Genomic DNA, 22,622 nt, shown 5'->3' with positions numbered 1-22,622 from the left:
CGTGCGTCGTAGCCCCACCGAGGCCGTCGTCCCGACAGCGTTCGCTCGATGAACCGTCGCCCCGGCAGTCACCTCGTCCTCGTCGCACTCGCCGTCCTCGCCGGTGTCGTCGTCTTCCTCACCGCCCGGACCCTGTTCCCGGAGCTCTCGACGAACCACGACGAGGGCGTCTACCTCCAGCAGGCCGCGATGCTACTGGAGGGAAAGCTCTGGCTGACGACCGACCTGCCGATGGCGTTCCGACCGTGGTTCTTCGTCGTCGACGGGTCGCGGCTCTACCCCAAGTACTCGCCCGTGACGGCGGCGCTGTTCGCGCCGGGCGTCGCCCTCGGCGTGCCGCGCCTCGTCCTCGCCGCCGTCGCCGCGGCGAACGTCGCGCTCGTCGGCCTGCTGGCACGCGAGGCGTTCGACGAGCGGACCGGTGTGCTCGCCGCCGCGTTCGCGCTCTGTACACCGTTTTTCCTCCTCATCTCGGCGACGTTCCTCCCGTACGCGCCGACGACGATGCTGAACCTGACGTTCGCGCTCTGTTACGTCCGGTCGCTCCGGCGACTCGACGCGGGCCGGAATCGCGTGAGTCTCGCGTACGCGCTCGCGGGCGGGGCGGCCGTCGGCCTGGCGTGCTTCGCACGACCGTACACGGCCGTCCTGTTCGCGCTCCCGTTCGTCGCGCACGCGCTGGTGACGCTCGGACGACGTGCGCGCCGTGGTGGCCTCCCCGCCGCGCTCCGTGCGCCGGTGAGCGTCCGACTGCTCGCACTCGCGGCCGTCGGCCTCGCGGGCGTCGGACTGACGCTGGGGTACAACGCCGTCGTGACGGGCCACGCGCTGACGTTCCCGTACCAGGCGTTCGCGCCGCTCGACGGCCTCGGGTTCGGCTACCGGCGGATGCTCCACTACGACCGGGTGTTCTCGCCGTGGCTCTCGCTGAACGCGAACGTCACGCTGCTGTGGGAACTGGCGACGCGCTGGACCGTCGCCGCACCGCTCGGGACGCTCCTCGCGCTGGTCGGCCTCGGGTCGCTTCGTGAAGGGAGCGACCCGGAGGCGCTCGTCTCCGACCACACCCTCCGGATACTCGTCGCGGGCGTCGCGCTTTCGGTGGCCGTCGGGAACCTCTACTTCTGGGGGTCGCTGAACGTGATGGGTCGACTCGCGGACCCGACGGACGGGTTCATGGGGAGCTACGGCCCGTTCTACCACTTCGACCTCCTGCTCCCGCTCTCGGTGTTCGGCGCGGTCGGTCTGCGTCGCGTGGCCGCGACGGTTCGGACACGACTCGCCGCACGGGACGGCCTCGACGGACGACAGGTCCGAACCGTCGGCGTCGTCCTCCTGTTGCTCGCGGTACCCGTCGCGGCGGGAGCACAGGTCGCCGCGCTCGACGGCCCCGTCGCCCGGCACGCCGAGTCGACGGCCCACTACGAGCGTGCCGTCGAGCCGATTCGGGACCACGAGTTCGAGAGCGGTCTCGTCTTCGTCCCCCGGACGTTCGGACCGTGGCTCAGCCACCCGTTCCAGACGCTTCGCAACGGCGGGTCGCTCGACTCGGGCGACGTCCTCTACGTGCAGGACCGCGACGCGGCCGGCGACTTCGCCGTCGTCGACGCCTACCCGAACCGGTCCCTGTATCGCTACACCTTCCGCGGCGAGTGGGGACCGGGACCGCGTCCGGTGACGCCCGAACTCCAGGCGTTGACCGTCCGGGAGGGGCCCAGCCACACCGTCCGGGCCGAGGTGGGCACGGTCGGTCGACTGTCGAGCGTCCGAATCGAGGTCGGTGACGACACCGTCGTGCGGACGCCGAACGCGACCGGTGACACCCACACAGTCACTTGGCAGGTCGCGGCGGGGCACGTCCGCTACGGGAACACGGTGACACCGCTGGACGGTGCCGAGGAGGTAGCACTCGTCGTCACGTTCGTCCAGGACGGTGGCGCGACGCTCTCGTACCGTCAGGAGGTGAGCGTCGGCACGGACGGGGAGACCGTCAGACTCCTCTGGCCGGGCGAGACGCGCGTCTGTCGGTTGACGACGGAGTGCGGGACGGAGGGGACGTACCTCGACGGAGGCGACTACGTCGAGGGGGTACGTGTCGAGACGAGCGTGGAGACGGCGAACGAGACGACGTCGGCAGCGGCGGCCGTGTCGTCGGTTCAGTTGCGCTCGACGGAGAGGATGGCGAGCGTGGCGTCGAGCGAGACGGTGAGGGAGTCGCCGCCGTGGTCGATGGTGACGTCGAGTCGCCACGGGTCACGGGAGACGACGTCGGTGTGGTCGTCACGGACACACCACGAGAGCGTCCAGTAGGGGCGACTGGAGAGGTCGATGCCGTGGTCGGCGTAGAACGCGACCACGGGCGACTTATCGAGCAGCGAGAGACCGACCGTCGAACAGAGGGTGTGGCCACACTGTACGCAGACGTGGTCGGCGCGGAGGCCGTCGCCGAGACAGCAGTCACCCTCCTCTTCGAGTGCGGTCTCCATCCGACCGCTACACTCGGGGCAGACGCCGTCGGCGGCGAGACAGTGGAGGTGTCGGACCCGCTGGTCGAACGCGCGGGCCACCTCGTCGTCGGTCCGGTCGTTCAACCCGCCAGGGGGGAACGAGTAGTTGCCGTGGCGGTGGTCACAGTCCCGACAGACGATGGCGAGCATCTCGTCGTCGTAGCGGGCGTCGAGCGGCCCGTCACACCACGCACACGACCCCTCGACCGGGAACGGGTCGACACGGGGGTGTTCGTTGAACGACCCCGAGATGATGGCTCGGACCACCTTCTCGCCGGCGTGGCGCAGGTCGTAGCCCGACTCCTCGCCGTTCTCGACCTTGACGACGTACTGGTCGGTGAGTTTCGAGAGGTGGTAGTTGAACTGGGCGCTGTCGCGCATCCCCACCGCACTTCGGAGGTCGGAGAACCGCACCGGTCGCGTGTCGGCCTGCCAGAGCGCTTCGAGGATGGAGAGTCGCGTCTCGTTGGCGATGAGTGAGAACGCCTCGGCAGGCGCGACACACTCCTCGCACTCCTGGAGCCTCGTCTCGGACGCGTCGCTCATGTCTCCGACTGGGTTCCCCGTCGGCTAAAGCGTTGGCACGTGCGCGAGCGGGCGAGGCCGTCCGTGTCGAGGGCGTCGGGTCACTCCTCGCGGCGGACCACGTCGACGGGGTACCGCTCGCCGTCCTCGTACCGGTACAGCACGTCGTCGGCTTCGCCCTCGGTTCGCTTGTGTGACCCGTCGCAGAACGGCGGGTCCGCCGAGAGGCCACAGCGACAGACGGCGATGTCACCGTACGTCTCGTCGATGTCGCTCTCGTCGAGTCGAACCGGGCCGGTGGCGTCGTGGTCGACCAGTCGGGTCATACGCCACCGAGTACACGACGGATAAGGAGCGTCGAGCTATCGGCAACACCGACCGGAAATCTCGACCCCGTGTCGAGGCCCGACGGTCAGTCCTCGCGTTCGGCCGCTATCTCGCGTGCGGCGTCGAGAATCAGGTCGTCGTCGAGGTGAGTGAGCAGGCGGCGCTGTCCCCGTTCGGTCCGCCGTTCGATATCGTCGCCCGTGATGTACGCCGCGAACCGTCGGTCGAGTTCGCGTTCTCGGAGTTCCACCCAGCGCTCGTCGCCGACCGCATGGTCGTCGGGACGCCGGGCGTCGGCGTACTCGCGCCAGCGGTCACGGTCGGCCCACTCGCCGGTCAGTTCGTCCTCCCGCCGGACCCAGTCCCAGTGGTCGGCGAGGGCGTCGGGGTAGCCCTGCTCGCGGCGCACGTCCGCGAGAATCGTTCGCCCGACACGTGCACCCTGCCCGGCGGACGTGATAGCCTGGGCTTCGCTGTCGCCGACCGGCGCTGCGACGTACAGACCGTCGACGGGCGTCGACCTGTCCTCGTCGGGGAGTTCGCGGTCGAACCGCCTGCCCTCGCCGTGGTCGTGCGCGAGGAACATCGCGTCCCCCCCCGTCGAGTCCGCCGAGGAACTCGGCGTCGTAGCGTGCCGCCGCGACGACGCGGGCGGCCGTGACGGAGGTGCCGTCCTGCGTCTCGACGACGAACCCGTCTCCCTCTCGCTGGACCGATTCGACCAGTTCGGCGACGAGTTCACCGCCCGCCACCTCGACGTGGTCGTGCATCAGGTCGTACAGCGTCTCGACGTCGACGCCCGCGGGAAAGCCCAGGTAGTTCTCCACGAAGGCACACCGACGGAGCGAGGAGTTCCCACGGTCGAAGACGACCGTCTCCAGTCCGTAGCGTGCGGTGAACACGGCCGTCGAACATCCGGCGGGGCCACCGCCCACGACGACGACGTCGAACTCCGTCCCGTCTCCCATCACCACCCACCACCGTTCGGCCGCTCCCGGTGTGTCGGCACACCGAGACCACCGGTCTCCTTCGGCATATTTTTTAGGTCTGCCTAAACGTTCAAAGCTGTTTCGTGTCGCCGCCACAGTCTCCCCCTCGTATCGGTGTCCGGGGAGTCAGCTAAACGAGCGGTAGCCCTCGACCGTGAGCCACACTCTATGTAGCGACATACAGTGTACAAGTCGCTGGTGAGACAGAGTTTTCGACGGTGGTACTCCGACAGAATTCGCCGAGCTGTCAGCGGAACTGCTCTTCGGCGGCCACGCGGACGATGGAGCGAGCGATGTCCCAGCCACCGCTCAGCGGGTCGAGTTTCGTCTCACCGGCGCGTTCGGCGTACTCTATCGGCACCTCACGGACTCGGTACTCACGCATCAGCGGGCGCATCAGTAGTTCGGCGGAGAGACCGGTGTTCTCCGTCCACTGGATCTTCTCGACGACCTCCTGCCGGTAGGCCCGCATCCCGGTCGTCGTATCGTGGACACGTCGGCCCATCAGAACACTCGCGAGGACCGCGAACGCGGCGTTCCCCAGGCGGTTCAGCGCCGGCATCGCCGCCGCACCGTAGTAGAGCCGGTCGCCGCTGACCACGTCGTACCCCTCGTTGATGGCGTCGAGAAACCGGGGGAGCGCGTCCATCGGGTAGGTGTCGTCGCAGTCGGTGGTGACCACGACCGGACGGTCGGCGGCGTGGAGCGCCGCCTCGACGGCGACGCCGTAGCCCTGAGGTTCCTGCTCGATGACCCGCGCACCGTGCTCGCGGGCGATGTCGGGCGTTCGGTCGCTGGACCCGTCGACGCAGACGACTTCGGCGCGGCCGTCCGTGACTCGCTCGACGTCCTCGAGGACGGTAGCGATGGCCGCTTCCTCGTTGTACGTGCCCATGACGACGCTCAGGTCGTCGAACGTGTACTCGTCCATGTCCCGACTCTCGCGAGGCGTTACTTTAGGCTTGCCAAAAACAGCGCGGCAAACGCTGTTCTAACATGAACATTTATTATAGATAGCGATGTTCAGTGTCGTGTACGCAGACGGTCGACAGGCGACCGCTGCCACACAGCTATGAAAGACGAAACCAGTCTCTCCGACGACGCGCCGCTCGTTCCCGAACTACCGACGCGGTCGCGTGCACGCACCGACGGTGGGACGGACCGCCGGCCCACTCGCAAACCGCGACGGCTCGCAGTTCGACCGGTCGACACCTCCTACGCCGAGGAGTCGACCCGTGGCGTGGAGGAGATCCTCCCCGAGGTCGAAGACCTCTCCGGGCGCAACTGAGCGGCCGCTTCGTTCTCCGGTGACCCACCGCGGAGACGACCGTCTCCGAGTGGGAACGCTTTTTCCTCGACGCTTGCCCCACTCGGTATGCACGCCATCACGCGGAGCGGGTGGGTCGAGGTCATCACCGGGTGCATGTTCTCCGGGAAGACCGAAGAACTCCTGCGTCGGCTTCGCCGCGCGGAGATAGCCGACCAGTCCGTCGCCGTGTTCACCCCCGCGCTCGACGACCGCTACGGGAAGACGACCATCGGCTCTCACAGCGGGCACCGGTGGGAGGCACACGTCGTCGAGAACGAAGGTGAGTCGGTCTGGACCATCGCGGAGGAACTCAACGGTGAGGAAGTGGTCGCCGTCGACGAGGCGAACTTCTTCGACGACACCCTCACCGACGTCTGTGAACACCTCGCCGACGACGGCCGCCGGGTCATCGTCTCCGGCCTCGACCAGACGTTCCGCGCCGAACCGTTCGACCCGGTCCCCCAGCTCGTCGCGCTCGCGGAGTACGTCGACAAACTCCAGGCCATCTGCACCGTCTGTGGCGAACCCGCGACCCGGAACCAGCGTCTCGTCGACGGCGACCCCGCCCACGCCGACGACCCGACCATCGTCGTCGGCGCGGAGGAGTCCTACGAGGCACGCTGTCGGAACTGCCACACGCTCCGCTCGGCCTGAAGGTTTTTCTCAGTCGACCCGAGCGTGTACCCATGGACGAGTCCCTGTTCTTCGCGGGCGTCGTCGTCTCGCTGACGGGCGTCTCGCTGTTCTTCTTCGGTGCGTTCGGTCCCGTCGTCGTCGGCCTCGTGTTGCTCGTCGCAGGGCTGGCGAGCAGCGGGTCGAGCGAGGAACAGTCCGAACGAGAGGACGGCCCGAAGGGTAACTGTCCGAGTTGCGGTGCCCGGAACGCCGCCGCCCGTGAGAGCTGTCACTACTGCGACGAACCGCTCTAACCCACCGCAGCCGGTCTGCTTTCGGTAAGTGGTGCTCGCAGACCGGATTCAGAGGTGCTCTCGGACGCGTGTGGCGACGGTGTCCATCGCCTCGTCGGCGACGTCCACCTCGTCGGTCAGGCTCAGGAAGCCGTGACACATCGAGGGGTAGTGCTCGTGAGCCACCCCGATACCCGCCTCGGCGAGTCGCTCGGCGTACGCGACTCCCTCGTCGCGGAGCGGGTCGTACCCCGCCGTGACGACACACGCCGGCGGGAGTCCCGAGAGCTCCCGTGCGCGAAGCGGCGAGGCGTAGGGGTTCGCGCCGTCGACCGAACTCCGGAGGTACTGCGTCCAGAACCACCCCATGTCCGCACGCGTCAGCAGGTAGCCCTCGGCGTTCTCCTCGTAGGAGTCGGTGTCGAACGCGTGGTTCGTGATGGGGTACAGCAGGAGCTGTACCGAGAGGTCGAGGTCCGCGATGGGTTCCTCGCGGAGTCTGAGGGCGGTTACAGCGGCGAGGGTGGCCCCCGCACTCGTTCCGGCGACACCGAGGCGGGAGGGGTCACCGCCGAAGGCGTCCGCGGTCGACGCGACCCACCTGACGGCGGCGTAGGCGTCGTCGACGGCCGACGGGAACGGATGCTCGGGGGCGAGGCGGTAGTCGACGCTGACGACGACACAGCCCACGCGCTCGGCCAACTCTCGACACGCACCGTCGATGGAGTCGAGCGTCCCGAGCACCCAGCCACCGCCGTGGTAGTAGACGAGCACCGGGAGCGGGTCGTCGTCCGTCGTCTCGGGACGGTAGACCCGAACCGGAACCTCGCAGGCGGGGCCGTCGAACGTCAGGTTACGGACCAGCGCCATCTCGGGGCCGCCACCGCCGCCGAACACCTCGTCTTCGACGCGTCGGGCGCTCTCGACGCCCATCGCGTGCCACTCCGGGACTCCCTGCCGTTCGATGTCGTCGATGACCGCCCGGACCTCGGGGTCGAGTTCCTCGCGCATGGGCGAGTGCTCGCACGCGGGGTACCTCAACGCTCCCGTTCGACGGGACGCTCCCGGAACGCTCAATCCGCGGGCCGCCGACGCCGTCGTATGGACGACACCGGCGTCGACTCGCTGGCCGACGCACGCGCACGCGACCGGCAGGACCCGCTCGCGGACCTGCGTGACCGGTTCCAGTGTTCCGACGACCTCTACATGGACGGCAACTCGCTGGGGCCGGTCTCGACGGACGCCGAGCGGACGCTCGACCGTGTCGTCGAGGAGTGGCGAGAGCAGGGCATCGAGGGCTGGACGGACGGCGACCCGCCGTGGTTCGGCTACTGCGAGCACCTCGGTGACCGCCTCGCGTCGCTCGTGGGCGCACGCGATGGCGAGGTGGTCGTCGCCAACTCCACCACCGTCAACATCCACACCCTGCTCGGGACGTTCCTCGACACCCGCCCCGGCACGCCCGCCGGTCCGGACCCGAGCGCCGACCCCGGCGCGGTGCTGGTCAACGACCTCGACTTCCCGACCGACCACTACGCGATTCGGACACAGTTACGCCAGCGTGGACTCGACCCCGACGAGCACCTGATAGCGGTCGAGTCTCAGGACGGCCGGACCGTCGACGAGGCCGACATCGAGACCGCGCTCGACGCCCACGACGTCGATATCGTGTTCATGCCGAGCGTGCTCTATCGCTCCGGGCAGTTGCTCGACGTCGAGCGTATCACGGAGATGGCCCACGACCACGACGCGCTCGCGGGGTTCGACCTCGCACACTCCGTCGGTGTCGTCCCACACGACCTGTCGGCGTACGGCGTCGACTTCGCCGTCTGGTGTCACTACAAGTATCTCAACGCCGGGCCGGGGGCCGCTGCGGGCCTGTACGTGAACCGCGAGCACTTCGGGACGGCCCCCGCGCTCGCGGGGTGGTGGGGCCACGACAAGGCCACCCAGTTCGAGATGAACCACGAGTTCACCCCCGCCGACACCGCCGGAGCGTGGCAGGTCGGGACACCGCCGCTGCTCGCCGTCGCGCCGCTGGAAGGGGCACTCGACGTGGTCGAGGACGCGGGTATCGACGCGATTCGAGAGAAGTCCCTCGCGCTGACCGACCTGCTCGTCGACCTCGTGTCCGGTCTCGACGAGTACGCCGTCGGGACTCCGCGGGCACACGAGCGTCGCGGTGGGCACGTCGCCGTCGAACACGAGGAAGCCTACCGTATCAGCCAGGCGCTCAAATCTCGGGGGGTCGTCGTCGATTTCCGCCCGCCGAACGTCGTCCGTGTCTGTCCCGCCCCGCTGTACACCTCCTTCGAGGAGACGTGGCAGGTCGGCGAACACCTGGAGTCGGTGCTGACCGAGCGAACCTACGAGCGGTTCGACCCGCGGGGCGACGGTGTGACGTGACTACCGCCACCGTCCGATCTCCCGGCAGCTTTCGGAGTCCACGCGGCCGGCCGAGCGTATAGCGACAGAGGATATACGGGTCGGCCGAACGACGCCGAGTGTGAGACGCCCTCTCACTCTGCGCCGGTCCCGTAGTGCCGAGTGGAACACCGTCGCTCACCACGACGGAACCTGTCCGAATCTGGTGAGAAACCGAGGCGCAGAACGCCACGAGATGCGAGAGTATCCGAGACCGCAAGGGGATTCATCGCGCAGCAAGAAAAACCCACGAGCGACGCTCTACGAGCCTTCTCGGAGCTAGCGGCAAAAGCTGCAACGAATCACTCGCCGTCGCCACGACTCCCCCGAGTGTTCGACACCCGTCGCCAACGACGGCCCGGTGCCTGTAGCCAGCGCGAAACGAGTCGAGAGGGCTCGTCTCGAGCACTCGAACGACGACCGACCGCAGAACGCATCCGGTCCGGCGGACAGTTTATTATCGACGCTGGTAGGCTCACGAGCCGAAATCTATAGTGCCATCAAAGAAGATTATGCGCCGCACGAGCTGAAATAGTAGCTCCGTCTGAGGAGATAAAGTGCATTATCCCACGCCGTGGGACAACACCTAAGTTCACACCGTCACAGCGAACTGTATGACCGACGAGGACGAGCGGACTGTCGTGAAGACGTACGTCCCTCGCTCGCAGAAGGAGACGTGGGTCGAACACGCCGAGTCGCTGGACATGAGCCAGAGCGAGTTCCTCCGGACGATGGTACAGGCCGGGCGGCGAGGGTTCGACCCGGCTCCGGAGGAGAGCCGTTCTGGGGACGCGACCCCTGGGGGTGAGGACCTCGAAGAGCAGGTCCGTTCGGCGCTCGCCGAGTCGGGGGTCCTGGGCTGGGACGGCGTCGTCGCTCGCGTCTCCGGGGACGTCGAGCGTGCCGTCGACGACGCGCTCGGCCGACTCCAGGACCGTGGCGAGGTTCGCTACAGCGGCCGCGACGGTGGTTACCGACTCACGAGCGAGTCCGGGGGCGAACGCGGACCTGCCGACGACGGGGACCGATACGACGGGCGAGGCCGGCAGGTCGACGACGGTGGACACCGTCGACGCGACGGCCGGGCGGACGACGCCCGTCCGAGGCCCCACGGCGAGTCGGCCGGCGAGCGGGAGACCGGAGGCCGGGACCGGAGCGAACGGCCCCGCGAGACGGACCGGTGGGTCACCGACGGAGTGGTCGATCGGCGAGACGAACGACGAGACGTCCGGCGAGAGGAATCGCCGGAGGGACGACGACGCGAGGACGTCCGCGAGTATCGGGGGCGGGACGACGACCGGCGAGCGTCGGGGAACCGGGAGCGCCCCGGCGGACGGGACCCCGCCCCGTCGGGCCGTCGTGACGGGCGGAGGGACCGTCGTCGGCCACGGAGCGACGGCCGGCCATCGCCCCCACCCGATGACCGCCCGCCGGTCGAGGCACTGCGTGCGGCCCGCGAGTCGCTCGACGGGGAGGACACTCGTCGGGACGGTAGGTCCGAGCGGCGTCAGGGGAAACGAGAGGAGAGCGTGACCGACGAGAGGCGAACCGATGAGTACTGACGCCGTCGAGGACCCGGTCGCGTACTTCCTCCAGGACATCGAGTACCACGGCCGCTCGGAACGGACGCGGACGGCGTACGAGCGTGTCCTTCGGCAGTTCGAGCGGTTCGTCGCCACCGAGAGCGCGACGCCCGCGACGGCGACCCAGCGCCACTGTCTCGCGTTCGTCCACGACCTGCGCGAGCAGTACGCCCCGAGTACGGTGGCGACCTACGCGACGTACGTCCACCGGTTCTACGACTACATGCTCCAGACGGAGACGTTCGACGGCAACCCGATGGCGCTGGTGATGGCCGAGATGGACGAATCCATCGACACCGACCCCACCCGTCGGGAGGTGAGCGTCGCCGGGATGCGCGAGTTCGTCGCCGCTCTCGACCACCCACTCGAACGGGCGCTCGTCGTCACACTGCTCAAGACCGGCATGCGTGTCGGCGAACTGGTCAACCTCGACCTGCGTGACCTCTCGCTCGACGGTGAGCTTCGGGCGGGATACCGCGTCGAACCGCGCCCACAGCTCGACACACGACCGAACTCGCTCTACGTCGACAGCGAGGTCACGCGGGGGAGCGTCGTCGACGGCGAGCAGCGCGAGGCGTCGAACAAACGCAAGCGGGCGACGGTGATTCCCGTCGACGACGAACTCCGGCACGAACTGGAGCGCTGGCTAGCGATTCGACCCAACTCGCGGTCGCCTGCGGAGCCGTTGTTCCTCGATACGGGCGAGTCGTGGGGTCGACGGCTGACGACGGGACAGGTGCGAACCGTCGTTCGACGCCACGCGGAAGCGCACGGCTGGCACCGCGAGGGTGGGGGTGCCAGCGAGAACGTCACACCGCACTACTTCAGACACTTCTTCACCACTCACCTCCGAGACCGGACGGGTGACCGCGGCGTCGTGAAGTACCTCCGAGGGGACGTCGCCACCGACATCATCGACACCTACACCCACGACTGGGGCAACCGCGTCCGCGAGGTGTACGAGGCGAACGTCTACTCGCTTCGGTAGCGCTGTGGCCCCGTCTCGATGCAGTCACCAGTTACTGTTGTGCTTCTTCCAACAGAAGTGGCGTCGCGCCAGCGACTCGTAAATCGTATGTCGTTATATCAAATTCGGGACGCGGCGGTAGACGACTCTCCCTCGACAACCGCCGAATTCTGCAATCAGCGGCCCGCTCCGACGGTATCGGTGACGGCGAAAGCGGGTCGGCAGGAATCACCGGGCGCACAGTGTGTGACCCGAAGGTTCGGCGGGGGCGATGTGCGAACGCGCGTGGTCCGGAGAGAGGCGTCGGCGGTCAGTGTCGTCACCGTCACCCACGCGGCGGCCACCGTCTCGTGAGTCACTCGGGTCCCCACGACAACGCTTTGAGCGTCGCCGGGTAACGGGTGGGCATGACGGGAGACGTGCGCCATCCCCGAGCGTTCGCGGTGTTCCGCGCGGGCCTCTACCTGCTCGCCGGGACGCTCGTCTTGCTAGTGGCGCTCTCCGGACTGGCAGCCATCGGCGTCATCGCCGTCCTCGGTGGGCTCGCCGTGGTGACTGCCGGCGACGTGAACCTGCTGACACTCCTGGGGCTGTCGGGACTGGTCGTGCTGGCCGTCACGGTGGGGGCCTTCGGACTTCGGTACGGTGCCCGTCGCGTCGAGGCGGCCGTCAGGGCGGCCGACGCCGTCCCGAACCCGCTCGACGTGGTGAAAGACGAGTACGTCGGCGACCGAATCGACGAGCGGGAACTGGAGATCCGTCTGGCCAGCGTCCTCGACGAGGGCCGAGCGTCGGGAACGGCGACCCCCGGCCACGACTCGGGGGAGACCGACCGTCCGGCGACGGTCGAAGAACCGGCGACGTGAGCCCTCGGGCCGACGCCCCACCTCGTACACGAACCCCTGAGAATCCACCCGTTCATCAGGGACGAGTGCATAGTGCCACGCGACATGGTAACGACCATCGAACTCCCGGACGAACTCGTCGACCGACTGGATACGCATCTCGAAAACGACGAGACACGAGTGGAACTCATCGAGGAACTGCTCAACATCTACGAGAGCACCCGGTTCGTCCAGGAGGGCTACTCGGAGTGATCGGCGAGCGACCGTGCCTGCCGGCCACCGACTACGGGACGACAACCGACCGGAACCGGACCTCGCCGTCGAGCATCGCCGCGTAGGCGTCGGCGGCCTCGTCCAGCGAGAACTCCTCGACCATCGGCGTCACGTCCCGAAGCGCGCTGAACTCCAGGGCGTCCTGTGAGTCACGCGCCGTTCCCGAGGCCCACCCTTCGACGGTGTTGCGCCCGCCGACGAGCGCCTGAATCGACACCTCGACGCCGTCACCGGGCACCCCGACGACGACCAACTGCCCGTTCGGCCCGAGACCGCCGACGACGGACTCGATGGCGTCGCTCGACGGTGCGGTGCCGAGAATCACGCGTGCCCCACCCATCTCGCCGAGCGCGTCGGCCGGGTCCTCGGCGTCGGTGTCGACGAAGTGGTCCGCGCCGAGGTCGAACGCCAGGTCACGCTTGTCGGTGCCCCGCGAGAGCGCGACCGTCTCGAAGCCCGCCCGGTGGGCGTACTGGAGGCCGAGGTGGCCCAGGCCGCCGATACCCTGGATGGCGACGAGGTCACCGGGTCGTGCACCGGTGTTCCGGATGGCGTTGTACGTCGTCACGCCCGCACAGAGCAGCGGCGCGGCGTCGACGGCGTCGAGGTCGTCGGGAATCGCCGCCAGCGCCTCCTGTGGTGCGGTCAGGTACTCGGCGTAGCCGCCGTCGAAGTGGATGCCGGTCACCGACGCCTCCTCGCAGTTGATGAAGTCGCCGCGGCGACACGGGTCGCAGGTGAAGCAGTGACTGCCGTGCCAGCCGACGCCGACGCGCTGACTCTCCTCCCACGTCGTCACGTCCTCGCCGACGGCGTCGACGTGACCCGCCACCTCGTGACCGGGCGTGCGTGGATAGTCGATGCCGGGGTAGACGCCGTCTTTCGTGTAGTGGTCGCTGAAACAGACTCCGCAGGCGTCGACGGCGACCCGCACCTCGTCGGGGCCGGGGTCGGGAATCGGCTTCTCGACCACCTCGAAGTCGCCGCCCGCTTCGGGAACCTGGGCTGCTCGCATCGTCGCGTCGTCGCTCATACGGGATTCGCTACACGCGGGGACGACATAGCCGTCATCCAGTGCGTACGTGACGGTTCGGTTCGTGTGAGTCACCGGTGGCGAATCACGTCCCGGTCGCGGCGTCGAGACTGTCCTCCCGTTCACCGCTGGCCACGACTACCGGTAGGTTCGGATGAAATATCTCGCGCACGCGGGTGGCGACGGCGCCCGAGAGGAGGACTTTTGCTCCGGGCCTCACACGCCGGAGTATGCAGACTGCCGTCCTCGGTGCGGGGAGCATGGGCCACGGCATCGCACAGGTGCTGGCGATGGCCGGTCACGACGTGACGATGCGCGACGTGGACGACGAACGGGTGGCGGACGGTGTCGACACCGTCCGGTCGAACCTGCAGAAGGGCGTCGAACTCGGGAAGGTGAGCGAGGCCGAGCGGGACGCGACGCTCGGCCGACTGACCGGGGAGACCGATCTCGACGCCGCGGTCGGTGACGCCGGACTCGTCGTCGAGGCGGTTCCGGAGTCGATGGACCTCAAGCAGTCGGTGTTCGAGGAGGTCGACGCCGCCGCTCCCGGCGACTGCCTGCTGGCGACCAACACCTCCTCGCTCTCGGTGACTGAACTGGCGAGTTCGGTGTCGAACCCCGAGCGGTTCGTCGGTGCGCACTTCTTCAACCCACCTCACCTGATGGACCTCGTCGAGGTGATTCGGGCCGAACAGACCGCCGACGAGACCGAAACGCGACTCGTCGAGATGCTGGAGGACGCGGGCAAGACCTGTGTCGTCGTCGAGGACTTCCCCGGGTTCGCCACCTCGCGTCTCGGCGTCGCCATCGGCGCGGAGGCCATCCGGATGGTCGAACAGGGGGTCGCCGACCCCGCCGCCATCGACCGGGCGATGGTCGAGGGGTACAACTTCCCGGTCGGACCGCTCGAACTCACGGACAGAGTCGGCCTCGACGTCCGACTCCACATCCTCCAGTACCTCCGGGAGGAACTGGGCGAACGGTTCCGACCGCCAGCCCTCCTCAAACGGAAGGTCCGCGCCGGGAAACTCGGCGTCAAGTCCGGGGAAGGGTTCTACCGCTGGGAGGACGGCGGACGCGTCGACACCGAGTGAGCCGTGACGGGTGTGTCAGGACCACCGTTCGGACAGTCGGCCGAGTCGCAGTATCTCCCCGGACAGCGCTCTCGTTTCGTCACCGAATGAGGAACGAGAACCCGTCGTAGCAGGCACTACCTCTCGGCTCGCATCGCAGACCGCCCTCGACTCCTCGGCGCACTCTTCAGGCTGTAGCGGGGAGGGGTCGATGGTCGGGGCGGTCAGCGAACCGCGAGTTCGGTCTCGACCGGTTCGAGGACCTGCTTGAGGCGTTCGTCGACCGGTCGGGACTCGGATTCGTTCTCCAGCAGGACGGTCTCGGAGGGAAAGAGCGGTTCGCCGAGGACGAGACCGTGGTCCCGTGCGGTCGACCCCGTCACGGTGACGTAGACACCCAGACCGGCCTCCGCGATGGCTGCCTCCTCCTCGACCCCCTCGCTCGGGTAGCAGAACTCGATACCGTCGAGCGCGTCGGTCCCGACGACGGCCTCGACGAGTCGCTCGTATCGCGGCGAGATACAGACCGGGCCGACGTACTCCTCGACGAACGAACGGTCCAGGTCACCGTCGGCGACGGCGGGGGTCGCCAGCAGCGTGTGGTAGACCGTATCCCCGAGGCCGGTGACGACCCGAACGTCGGTGTCGAGCGGGTCGATGCGGTCGTTGACGTCGGCGATGTCCCGGAGGGGGGTCGGCGCGAGGCCGACCACCTCTTCGAGGACGAGGTCCGCGCTGTCGAACCCGAGTGCGAACTCGTGTTTCCGGAGCGCCCGAAACGGCTCTTCCCGGCCGATCAGCCGAACCTCGTGATCGTCGAGTCGCCACGTCACCGAGTCGAAGACGATGCGCCGGGGGAACCCCTCCCGACCGTCGCGGCAGAGCGTGTACTCGGCGTTCCCCTCGCTGTACGCCGCGAGACGGTCGTAGACCGACCGGTCGGCCGCCTGTTGTCCCTTCGTGACCGCCTTCTCGTACCGTAGCGTCGAGATGACCTCGTCGGCGAGGTCCGTCGTCCCCGTATGGGTCGCCAGCCGTTCGAGGACGGCTTCGAGCGGGCGACCCTTCCGTGGAACGGCGACGCTGATGTCTGCCATTGTCCGAGACACTCGTTCCGGCGATAAAACGCGACCGATTCGGGCGACCGGCGGCTACTCGCCGGGCGCGTCGCCACCGAAGACACCGGCCATCCGCGTCCTGAACGAGTCGAACTCGTCGAGTTCCGCTTCCGCGTCGTCGAGGCGCGTCGAGAGCGCTTCGACACGCTCCAGTTCCGTCTCCAGCGCGTCGAAGCGCTCCGTGACGTCGCCGGCCTCGTCGAGGCTCTCTTCGAGGTCGTCGATACGGCCCTCGGCGGCCTTAACGTGGTCGACCGTCTCGGTGAGTCCCTCCGCCGTCTCGTCGAGTCGGCCGCTCAGCGCGTCCACGTCGTCGGTGGTCGCCGCCTCGCCACGGAACGTATCGAGGTGGTCCTCGACCGCCGCGAGATCGTCGCGGACGGCCTCGACGTGTCCCTCGACGTCGACCAACCCGTCCTCCAGGTCGTCGGTCGACCCGTCGAGGGTCTCGATGGCCGTCGCCGCCTCGTCCGTCCGCTCGTAGAGGTCGTCGACCTCCTCGCGGACCGCGTCGAGTTCCTGGCCGACCGTCTCGGTCCGACCGGTGGCGTCCTCGATTCGGTCGGTGACGGCGTCGAACCGTTCGTCGGTCTCGTCGGCGTGTTCGAACAGTTCCTCGACGTCGGCGTCGACCGCGTCGGCCCGTTCGTCGACGCTCTCGACGTCGGCCGCGACCGCCGCCACGCGGTCGTCGACGACTTCGACCGCCTCTCCGAGTTCGTCGAGGGTGTCCGTCGTCTCCTCGAAACGCGCCTCGACCGACGCGCTGGTCTCGTCGAGTCGCTCGTCGAGGCCGTCGGTTCGTTCCTCGACCTCGTCCACACGGCCGTCGACCCGTTCGACGCCGTCGTCGACGGTGCCGAGTCGCTGTTCGTGGCTGTCGAGCCGTGACTCCAGCGAGCCGAGTTCGCCACGGAGGTCACGCAACAGCGTCTGCGCGTCGCCGTTCTCGTCGAGGAACGCCTCCAGTGCGTTCACGTAAGCCCGAAGCTTCGTCACGTCCTCGCGGATGGTCGCCAACTGCGCGGTCTCGCTCCCCGACGGACCGTCCGCACCGAGCGCGTTCCGAAGCGCGTCCTCGACGGTGGGGTCGACGCTGCCGTCGCGCAACTCGCGGGCGAGGGCCGCGGCGACGCCGCTCGCAGCAGGGGCCGTGTCGACGGCGTCGCTCGACGACGTCGCGGGCGTCGGTTCGGGTGTCGCGTCGGGCGCGTCGTCGCTCCCGTCGCTCCCGTCGCTCGGGTCGCTCAACTCGATGGGTTCGACCTCCTCGTCCTCCTCGTCCGCTCTCTCGGCGTCCTCCTCGGCCGTGATGTCGACGGCCTCCGCCTCCTCTTCGAGTCCCGGAACGCTGTCCGCGTCGCCCGCGATGACGTCGCGTACGACGTCACCGCTGTTCGTCCCGAGGACGTCGGCCGCGGCGTCGTCGACCTCCAGAACCGGGTCGTCGAGGAACTCCTCGACCGCGTCCACGTCCTGGTCGCGCAGTGCGTACACCGTCGTCACCTCTTCGCCCGCACCGAGGTCACGCTCGAAGACGAGCGCACCGTCGTCGACGGACCAGCACTCCTCGCCGAACTCGGGGTGGAACCCGACGTCGTCGGCCTTGATTCCCTCCGGGAGTTCGTCGGTCACGCGGACGGCCACACGCTCGTCGCGCGCCGACCGGACGACGAACGCGATAGCGGGGACTGGGAACTCGTCCGGTTCGAACGACTTCTCGACGGTGACGTCGCCCGACTCGACGACACCGGTAGCCAGTTCACTCATTGTGTGACTGTTCTTCTTTCCGATAATAAAGGTGTCCGTGAACTGTATAGCCCCCGACGACCTCGCACGGGAGAAAACCCTCAGACGGTGGTGCTGTCGCCGATTTCGAGCAGCTCGAGACGGCGGGGGTACTCGAACCCGCGGACGTGCGGTCCCAGCGCGGTCGGGTCCGCGGTCAGCCCCTTCCACATGTCCCAGTGGGTCGGGAGGAACCGGTCGAGTCGGAGTTGGCGGGCGGCCTCGGTGACGTCGTTCTCCCCCGAGTACCACTGCGTGTCGACCGGGTCGCCGGTCTCCTTGTCCGGGATACGGCCGGCACTGCCGAACGCGAGCGCCCCGAGGTCGATGTCGTAGCGCTCGCCGACGTCCGCGAAGCGGTCGCTCGGCCGGGCGTCGCCGCCGTGGAAGAACGTCCGACCGGCGTGCTCGAAGACGTACGAGACGGGATGCTCGGCGTCGGGGTCGTGGGCCGGTTCGACGTGGACCGTCACCTCGCCCACGTCGACGGTGTCGCCCTCCGAGACCTCGACGAAGCGGTCGTCGCCGAGGTCCCACGCCTCGCGCCAGCCTTCTTCGGCGACGACGTCGTGTGAAGCGTCCGTGCCGAAGAACGGTGCGTCGGTGGTGGCGAGGATGGGGCCCTGACTCGGCCCGTGGGTGTGGTCGGTGTGCTCGTGGGTTGCGAACACCGCGTCGGCTTCGCGCACGTCCGCCGCGTCGAACGGCACGGGAATCATCCGAACCGTTCGCGGCGGGTCGCCCGTTCCGAGGTACGGGTCGACGAACAGCGTCGTTCCGTCGCTCGCCTTCACGACGAAGCCGTTACAGCCGAGATACCAGACCGCCAGTCCCTCGGGGTCGCTCTGCTCGACGGCTCTGAGCAACCAGTCGCCCCAGTCGGAGTGGACGTCGTCCATATCGGTCGCACCCACGGGAGCCTCCTAAATCCACCACCTTCCCTCCACGACCCCGTTCGTTCGTCGTTCGAGTCGGCACGCGACGCCACTGCACAGCTTGCTGGTTTTGTTAGACGTGTGCCGCGAGTCTAACACACCATCTTTCGTTTCAACAGAAGATACTTAGCGAATCATCATCGAATTCGGACACATGAACCGCCGGTCCCTCCTCGCCTCCCTCAGTCTCGCCCCCGCTTCGATGCTTGCTGGCTGTTCGGGGAGTTGTAGTCAGGGGTTCTTCGGCACCTCGATGCCACATGACGGAGAAATCGCGGTCGAGCGTACCGATACGGTACCTGAACAAGCGACGATTATCCAATTCTCCGAGTTGCCTGACGCTGAGCAGTCGATTCTTCAGACGGCAGTCGAGGACGGTGTCGTTCGGGCGTGCTTGGACGATGATGACGAGAAGACCAGCGCCATGCGGTCGTTTTCTAACCGGATGAAGGGAGAAGAAACGTATCTCGTCTATAACACCAATCACTACGCCCTCGGGGTCCGAATGGCCGATGAGGTCTACGGCAGCGGTACAGCACCCCTACCGGAGAGTGACGTGGACCCGTGCTGTTGACCGTCGTCGAATCGAGACTGGCAAACTGATACACTCACGCTCTCTGTCTAACAGTTGAATCAGCTGAGTTTCGTTGGAACAAACACTCACAGCATCCGCGCGAGTACAACGAGCGCGGTTCGCCGTGAACGGGCAACGCGAGTGAGCGGGGTGTCACGAGACGCGTTGCGCCTCGTGGGCTAACCAGAAGCCGGTGGCTTCTGGTGATGACGAGCAGACGGAGCGCTCGAAGAGCGCGAAGTCTGCGAGGAATCCTTTTGTTCGAGCGTTTACACTGCCGGAGTCGCTCCGCGACTCCGGCGCGTGGATAAAAAAGTCGTGTTCAGTCCTGACAGCAGCCGCCGGCTTTCTCCCCGAAGTCGACCGACAGCGGTGCCGAAATCATCTCGTTGAGCTCCTGCAACTGGAGTTCGAGGTCGGACTGCGCGCGGAGGTACTCGCTCATGACCGGGATGTCGTGGAGTTCCTCTTGGGCCTCCTGCAGTTCGCGGAGGTCCTCGTTCGAGGCGTTGCCGGTCTGGCGGGCGAGCATGAACTCCTCGCGTTTCTGCTCGAAGACCTGAATCTTCTCCTGGGCCTCCTCGCTGTCCTCGACGGCCTGCTTGGCCTCGGCGAACTCCCGGTAGGCGGGAAGGTCGGCGATGGCGGTCCCGAGGTCGCCTGCGAGTTCGGTGGCACGGGCGGCCGCGGCCATCTCGTCGGACTCCGGCGTGGTCTCGATGCTCATGGTTCGGCTTGGGACTCGGCGGGTTTAGGTCTGCCGAAGCTCCGGACGGGCGGCCGCGACAGCCGCCGCGAGCGTCGTCGTCTCGTCCTGTCCAGTGTACTCGTCGCTCCCTGCGGTGTCGGTGGCACCGTCACGGTCTCGCTCTGGCGACGCTGGCTCGACTCGGTGGGGCGAACCGTCTCCGGTCCCGGACACTCCGCGTCGGCGGCGGCTCCGACCGTCCGCGCCAGCAGTTTCATGCTCGTTGACACGCTGTCACTACGTATGGCGAGCGATGGCATTCGGACGACGGTGAAACCCGGACAGACCGTCTACGACGACGAGGGGAACGAGCTGGGACTCATCCGTGGGCTCACCGAGGAGGGGTTCCAGGTGCGGGCCGGCGAGTCGGTCGAGCACATCGACCTGGAGACCGACCCCGGCCACGAGTTCGGTGAGGGCTACCTGATGTGGCGCTGTTCGGAGTGCGGGGAGATGGGTCGCCTCGAGAGCGGCTACCCCGAGGAGTGCCCGAACTGCGGGACGCCGAAGCGTCACCTCTACGCGTGGCTGGAGGACTGACCGGCGGCTACGGGAGAGACGGGCGTGCGGGCGTGAGCCACAGCCGCACGGTCACTCCGGACCGTACACGTTAACCGCGTCCAACCGCTGGCACTGGTAATGAGTCAGGAATCGCGGAGCGACTACTCCGAGGGCGACCTACGAAAGACCGGGATGGCCCTCAAGCACGAGCGCACGTGGGACTACGAACTCGACCGCATCGTCGAGGCCGTCGAGGAGCGCGGCGCGGAGAAGGTCGGCCTCCAGTTCCCCGAGGGGCTGAAACGCCGTGCCCCGCACGTCGCCGACGACCTGCGCGAACTCCTCCCCGAGGGCACGCGCGTCCTCATCTCCGGGCAGCCCTGTTACGGCGCGTGTGACCTCGACACCTACATGATGCGCCGGACCGACGTGTTCGTCCACTTCGGCCACTCCCCGATGAAGGAGTCGGACAAGATCATCTACGTCCCGCTGTTCTCGAACGTCGAGGTCGAACCCATCATGCAGGAGTCGCTCGCGGAGCTGTCGGACCCCGAGGAGGACCCCCACGTCGGCCTCGTGACGACGGCCCAGCACATGAACAAGTTCGAGGAGATGAAGGCGTGGCTCGGCGACCGGGGCTACGAGGTCCACACCCGTCGTGGCGACGACCGACTCACCCACGAGGGGCAGGTGCTCGGCTGTAACTACGCGTCGGCGGACATCGACGCCGACCAGGTGCTCTACGTCGGCGGCGGGAAGTTCCACCCGCTCGGCCTGGCGATGGAACACCCCGAGAAGACCGTCGTCATCGCCGACCCCGTCAACAACGTCGTCACCGTCGCGGACACCGAGAAGTTCCTCAAACAGCGCTACGGCGCGGTCCACCGCGCGATGGACGCCGAGACGTGGGGCGTCGTCTTCTGCACGAAGATCGGACAGGGCCGCTGGGAGGTCGCCAACGACATCGTCGAGAACAACGAGAACGCCTACCTGCTGACGATGGACGAGGTCACGCCCGACCGCCTGACGCAGTTCGGCTTCGACGCCTACGTCAACACCGGCTGTCCACGCATCACCACCGACGACGGCCCGCAGTTCAAACAGCCGATGCTCACTCCCGGCGAGTACCAGATCGCCGTCGGCGAAGAGCCACTGGATTCGCTGTCGTTCGACACCTTCCACGGCACCTGGTAAGCGAGCCGTTCTCTCCTACCTCGCCTCTCCTGCTTTCTCGGCACTCATCTCGTAGCTCTGCCCGTCGTACTCGAACCGAGTTGGTTCTCGAACGCCGAACGCAGGGGTCGTCCCTGTCGACCCGGATAGTCGAGCCGTTTGGACGTTCCGGTCGAGTAGCAACGCGAGCGCGTCGCGGAGTGGGCGTGACCGACCGAAGCCACCTGGCTGGAGCACCTGCTCCGTGACGAGTCGGTGCTCCGCGGTCCCATCGACCACACGCAGGACGAACGTCCCTTCCGAGGAGCCCTCACCGTCGTAGCCACCGCTCCACCGTGCGGTGACCGTGTCGTCCTCGACAGAGACCTCGCTCACGTCGCCGGTCGTCGTCAACGCTGCCGGTGGCGCGTCGACCTCGAACGTCGTGGCGAGTGCGACCGACTCCTCGTAGTTCCCTGTGGAGAACCAGCCGTCGTTGCCGAACGCGTAGCGCCCGCCGCCGAGTCCGGCGACTCGTCGTTCGTCGTCGCCACCACCACGTGCCTGTTCGTCGGGGGCGTGTTCGAGCGTAACCGACCACGTGTGACTGTCGCCGGGGACGATGTACATCAGTGGCTCTTCGACGATGGTCGGCGCGATGCGGAACCACTCGCCGTCGACTCGCTTGTGGAGCAGTGCGCCGTAGTGGTTCGTCTCGAAGCGTACCTCGGTGTCGTTCGAGAGCGTGAACTCGACCGTCCCGGGCAGTTCGACCGACGACCGTGACGCGGTCATCCGCAACGGCACGTCGTCCGGTGCAGCGTCGGCACAGACGAGGGTGCTATCGCCATACCTCGGGCAGTCACCGGGGTACGCCCCGACGTCGGGAGATTCGGGGGTCTCGGTCGTCACCGTCGTCGCTGGCGTCGTCGTCCCGTCGTCGGTGCCGTTGGGGCTGGGCGAGGGATCGGAGAGACACCCCGCCAGACCGACCGCCGCGAGCGCGAGGACCTGTCGGCGTCGCATACCGTCACGACCTG

The 22,622-nt window shown here is 67.6% G+C and carries 21 protein-coding genes and 3 pseudogenes; 13 read left to right on the top strand and 11 right to left on the bottom strand.

The features are described from left to right. Window positions 1–48 precede the first annotated feature (48 nt). A pseudogene (locus GQS65_RS22270) lies at window positions 49–1,950 on the top strand (DUF7846 domain-containing protein); the annotation flags it as partial. Between the two features lie 206 nt (window positions 1,951–2,156). On the opposite strand, the gene GQS65_RS03820 reads toward GQS65_RS22270, so the two are convergent. From GQS65_RS03820 to GQS65_RS03805, 4 genes and pseudogenes are all read right to left on the bottom strand, one after another. Beyond that, window positions 2,157–3,053: an ROK family transcriptional regulator gene (locus GQS65_RS03820; RefSeq protein ID WP_158203347.1), complete on the bottom strand. Its 897-nt coding sequence runs from the start codon at window positions 3,051–3,053 to the stop codon at window positions 2,157–2,159. An 80-nt stretch (window positions 3,054–3,133) separates the two neighbouring features. Further along, window positions 3,134–3,358 carry a CDGSH iron-sulfur domain-containing protein gene (locus GQS65_RS03815; RefSeq protein ID WP_158203346.1) on the bottom strand — a complete coding sequence of 75 codons (225 nt, stop codon included), beginning with the start codon at window positions 3,356–3,358 and terminating at the stop codon, window positions 3,134–3,136. Window positions 3,359–3,444: 86 nt separating this feature from the next. Next, window positions 3,445–4,327: pseudogene (locus tag GQS65_RS22065) on the bottom strand (FAD-dependent oxidoreductase). Window positions 4,328–4,595: 268 nt separating this feature from the next. Next, the gene (locus tag GQS65_RS03805) at window positions 4,596–5,279 is read right to left on the bottom strand and encodes a dolichyl-phosphate hexose transferase (protein WP_158203345.1); all 684 of its coding nucleotides are present in this window, start codon (window positions 5,277–5,279) and stop codon (window positions 4,596–4,598) included. A gap of 141 nt (window positions 5,280–5,420) precedes the next feature. On the opposite strand from GQS65_RS03805, the gene GQS65_RS03800 reads away from it, so the two are divergent. The 3 genes from GQS65_RS03800 (at window position 5,421) to GQS65_RS03790 (ending at window position 6,586) form a co-directional block, all read left to right on the top strand. Further along, window positions 5,421–5,636 (top strand): hypothetical protein, encoded by a 216-nt coding sequence (locus GQS65_RS03800; protein WP_158203344.1) that lies wholly within the window; start codon window positions 5,421–5,423, stop codon window positions 5,634–5,636. A gap of 87 nt (window positions 5,637–5,723) precedes the next feature. Continuing rightward, window positions 5,724–6,311 (top strand): thymidine kinase, encoded by a 588-nt coding sequence (locus GQS65_RS03795; protein ID WP_158203343.1) that lies wholly within the window; start codon window positions 5,724–5,726, stop codon window positions 6,309–6,311. A gap of 32 nt (window positions 6,312–6,343) precedes the next feature. Beyond that, window positions 6,344–6,586, top strand: a complete 243-nt coding sequence (locus GQS65_RS03790; RefSeq protein WP_158203342.1) for a hypothetical protein — start codon at window positions 6,344–6,346, stop codon at window positions 6,584–6,586. Between the two features lie 48 nt (window positions 6,587–6,634). Here the strand turns inward: GQS65_RS03790 and GQS65_RS03785 are convergent, their stop codons facing one another. Beyond that, window positions 6,635–7,576, bottom strand: a complete 942-nt coding sequence (locus tag GQS65_RS03785) for an alpha/beta hydrolase (RefSeq protein WP_158203341.1) — start codon at window positions 7,574–7,576, stop codon at window positions 6,635–6,637. Between the two features lie 90 nt (window positions 7,577–7,666). Between GQS65_RS03785 and kynU the strand changes: the two genes are divergently transcribed. From kynU to GQS65_RS21340, 5 genes and pseudogenes are all read left to right on the top strand, one after another. Beyond that, window positions 7,667–8,971 (top strand): kynureninase, encoded by a 1,305-nt coding sequence (gene kynU, locus GQS65_RS03780; protein ID WP_158203340.1) that lies wholly within the window; start codon window positions 7,667–7,669, stop codon window positions 8,969–8,971. A gap of 632 nt (window positions 8,972–9,603) precedes the next feature. Continuing rightward, a pseudogene (locus tag GQS65_RS03775) lies at window positions 9,604–9,978 on the top strand (DUF5805 domain-containing protein); the annotation flags it as partial. 562 nt (window positions 9,979–10,540) lie between these two features. Further along, on the top strand, window positions 10,541–11,560 hold the full coding sequence (locus GQS65_RS03770; RefSeq protein WP_158203339.1) for a tyrosine-type recombinase/integrase: 1,020 nt from the start codon (window positions 10,541–10,543) through the stop codon (window positions 11,558–11,560). Between the two features lie 386 nt (window positions 11,561–11,946). Next, the gene (locus tag GQS65_RS03765) at window positions 11,947–12,405 is read left to right on the top strand and encodes a hypothetical protein (RefSeq protein WP_158203338.1); all 459 of its coding nucleotides are present in this window, start codon (window positions 11,947–11,949) and stop codon (window positions 12,403–12,405) included. Between the two features lie 84 nt (window positions 12,406–12,489). Next, window positions 12,490–12,636, top strand: coding sequence for a DUF7557 family protein (locus tag GQS65_RS21340; protein WP_199268397.1), 147 nt, complete (start codon window positions 12,490–12,492; stop codon window positions 12,634–12,636). A gap of 31 nt (window positions 12,637–12,667) precedes the next feature. On the opposite strand, the gene GQS65_RS03760 is transcribed toward GQS65_RS21340, so the two are convergent. Beyond that, window positions 12,668–13,672: an alcohol dehydrogenase gene (locus GQS65_RS03760; protein WP_158203364.1), complete on the bottom strand. Its 1,005-nt coding sequence runs from the start codon at window positions 13,670–13,672 to the stop codon at window positions 12,668–12,670. A 248-nt stretch (window positions 13,673–13,920) separates the two neighbouring features. Here GQS65_RS03760 and GQS65_RS03755 point away from each other — a divergent pair, with 248 nt between their 5' ends. Beyond that, window positions 13,921–14,787, top strand: coding sequence for a 3-hydroxyacyl-CoA dehydrogenase family protein (locus GQS65_RS03755; protein ID WP_158203337.1), 867 nt, complete (start codon window positions 13,921–13,923; stop codon window positions 14,785–14,787). Window positions 14,788–14,990: 203 nt separating this feature from the next. Here the strand turns inward: GQS65_RS03755 and GQS65_RS03750 are convergent, their stop codons facing one another. The 3 genes from GQS65_RS03750 to GQS65_RS03740 form a co-directional block, all read right to left on the bottom strand. Continuing rightward, the gene (locus GQS65_RS03750; RefSeq protein WP_158203336.1) at window positions 14,991–15,863 is read right to left on the bottom strand and encodes a hypothetical protein; all 873 of its coding nucleotides are present in this window, start codon (window positions 15,861–15,863) and stop codon (window positions 14,991–14,993) included. A 54-nt stretch (window positions 15,864–15,917) separates the two neighbouring features. Further along, window positions 15,918–17,654: a hypothetical protein gene (locus GQS65_RS03745; RefSeq protein ID WP_158203335.1), complete on the bottom strand. Its 1,737-nt coding sequence runs from the start codon at window positions 17,652–17,654 to the stop codon at window positions 15,918–15,920. A gap of 80 nt (window positions 17,655–17,734) precedes the next feature. Next, window positions 17,735–18,571, bottom strand: coding sequence for an MBL fold metallo-hydrolase (locus tag GQS65_RS03740; protein WP_158203334.1), 837 nt, complete (start codon window positions 18,569–18,571; stop codon window positions 17,735–17,737). 190 nt (window positions 18,572–18,761) lie between these two features. Here GQS65_RS03740 and GQS65_RS03735 point away from each other — a divergent pair, with 190 nt between their 5' ends. Then, window positions 18,762–19,181, top strand: a complete 420-nt coding sequence (locus GQS65_RS03735) for a hypothetical protein (RefSeq protein WP_158203333.1) — start codon at window positions 18,762–18,764, stop codon at window positions 19,179–19,181. Between the two features lie 322 nt (window positions 19,182–19,503). Here GQS65_RS03735 and GQS65_RS03730 read toward each other — a convergent pair whose 3' ends face one another. Continuing rightward, window positions 19,504–19,908: a YlbF family regulator gene (locus tag GQS65_RS03730; RefSeq protein WP_158203332.1), complete on the bottom strand. Its 405-nt coding sequence runs from the start codon at window positions 19,906–19,908 to the stop codon at window positions 19,504–19,506. A gap of 264 nt (window positions 19,909–20,172) precedes the next feature. Between GQS65_RS03730 and GQS65_RS03725 the strand changes: the two genes are divergently transcribed. Both GQS65_RS03725 and dph2 read left to right on the top strand, forming a co-directional pair. Next, window positions 20,173–20,469, top strand: coding sequence for a DUF7130 family rubredoxin-like protein (locus tag GQS65_RS03725; protein WP_158203331.1), 297 nt, complete (start codon window positions 20,173–20,175; stop codon window positions 20,467–20,469). 99 nt (window positions 20,470–20,568) lie between these two features. Then, complete coding sequence (gene dph2, locus GQS65_RS03720) at window positions 20,569–21,624, top strand: diphthamide biosynthesis enzyme Dph2 (RefSeq protein ID WP_158203330.1); 1,056 nt, start codon at window positions 20,569–20,571, stop codon at window positions 21,622–21,624. Between the two features lie 15 nt (window positions 21,625–21,639). Here dph2 and GQS65_RS03715 read toward each other — a convergent pair whose 3' ends face one another. Next, window positions 21,640–22,608 carry a hypothetical protein gene (locus GQS65_RS03715; RefSeq protein ID WP_158203329.1) on the bottom strand — a complete coding sequence of 323 codons (969 nt, stop codon included), beginning with the start codon at window positions 22,606–22,608 and terminating at the stop codon, window positions 21,640–21,642. Between the last annotated feature and the right edge of the window lie 14 nt (window positions 22,609–22,622).

Origin of the sequence: Halomarina oriensis, assembly GCF_009791395.1 — an archaeon.
Lineage (GTDB): Archaea > Halobacteriota > Halobacteria > Halobacteriales > Haloarculaceae > Halomarina > Halomarina oriensis.
Note: the sequence above shows the minus strand (reverse complement) of the source record. Positions and strands in the feature narration are given on the sequence as shown.

Bases quoted from the DNA above. Each gene is read 5' to 3' on its own strand.
- GQS65_RS03795 (WP_158203343.1), top strand. From the start codon at position 5,724: ATGCACGCCATCACGCGGAGCGGGTGGGTCGAGGTCATCACCGGGTGC.
- kynU (WP_158203340.1), top strand. From the start codon at position 7,667: ATGGACGACACCGGCGTCGACTCGCTGGCCGACGCACGCGCACGCGAC.
- GQS65_RS03750 (WP_158203336.1), bottom strand. From the start codon at position 15,863: ATGGCAGACATCAGCGTCGCCGTTCCACGGAAGGGTCGCCCGCTCGAA.
- GQS65_RS03800 (WP_158203344.1), top strand. From the start codon at position 5,421: ATGAAAGACGAAACCAGTCTCTCCGACGACGCGCCGCTCGTTCCCGAA.
- GQS65_RS03715 (WP_158203329.1), bottom strand. From the start codon at position 22,608: ATGCGACGCCGACAGGTCCTCGCGCTCGCGGCGGTCGGTCTGGCGGGG.
- GQS65_RS03815 (WP_158203346.1), bottom strand. From the start codon at position 3,358: ATGACCCGACTGGTCGACCACGACGCCACCGGCCCGGTTCGACTCGAC.
- GQS65_RS03745 (WP_158203335.1), bottom strand. From the start codon at position 17,654: ATGAGTGAACTGGCTACCGGTGTCGTCGAGTCGGGCGACGTCACCGTC.
- GQS65_RS03760 (WP_158203364.1), bottom strand. From the start codon at position 13,672: ATGCGAGCAGCCCAGGTTCCCGAAGCGGGCGGCGACTTCGAGGTGGTC.
- GQS65_RS03770 (WP_158203339.1), top strand. From the start codon at position 10,541: ATGAGTACTGACGCCGTCGAGGACCCGGTCGCGTACTTCCTCCAGGAC.
- dph2 (WP_158203330.1), top strand. From the start codon at position 20,569: ATGAGTCAGGAATCGCGGAGCGACTACTCCGAGGGCGACCTACGAAAG.
- GQS65_RS03740 (WP_158203334.1), bottom strand. From the start codon at position 18,571: ATGGACGACGTCCACTCCGACTGGGGCGACTGGTTGCTCAGAGCCGTC.
- GQS65_RS03785 (WP_158203341.1), bottom strand. From the start codon at position 7,576: ATGCGCGAGGAACTCGACCCCGAGGTCCGGGCGGTCATCGACGACATC.
- GQS65_RS03725 (WP_158203331.1), top strand. From the start codon at position 20,173: ATGGCGAGCGATGGCATTCGGACGACGGTGAAACCCGGACAGACCGTC.
- GQS65_RS03790 (WP_158203342.1), top strand. From the start codon at position 6,344: ATGGACGAGTCCCTGTTCTTCGCGGGCGTCGTCGTCTCGCTGACGGGC.
- GQS65_RS03805 (WP_158203345.1), bottom strand. From the start codon at position 5,279: ATGGACGAGTACACGTTCGACGACCTGAGCGTCGTCATGGGCACGTAC.
- GQS65_RS03730 (WP_158203332.1), bottom strand. From the start codon at position 19,908: ATGAGCATCGAGACCACGCCGGAGTCCGACGAGATGGCCGCGGCCGCC.
- GQS65_RS03755 (WP_158203337.1), top strand. From the start codon at position 13,921: ATGCAGACTGCCGTCCTCGGTGCGGGGAGCATGGGCCACGGCATCGCA.
- GQS65_RS03820 (WP_158203347.1), bottom strand. From the start codon at position 3,053: ATGAGCGACGCGTCCGAGACGAGGCTCCAGGAGTGCGAGGAGTGTGTC.
- GQS65_RS21340 (WP_199268397.1), top strand. From the start codon at position 12,490: ATGGTAACGACCATCGAACTCCCGGACGAACTCGTCGACCGACTGGAT.
- GQS65_RS03765 (WP_158203338.1), top strand. From the start codon at position 11,947: ATGACGGGAGACGTGCGCCATCCCCGAGCGTTCGCGGTGTTCCGCGCG.
- GQS65_RS03735 (WP_158203333.1), top strand. From the start codon at position 18,762: ATGAACCGCCGGTCCCTCCTCGCCTCCCTCAGTCTCGCCCCCGCTTCG.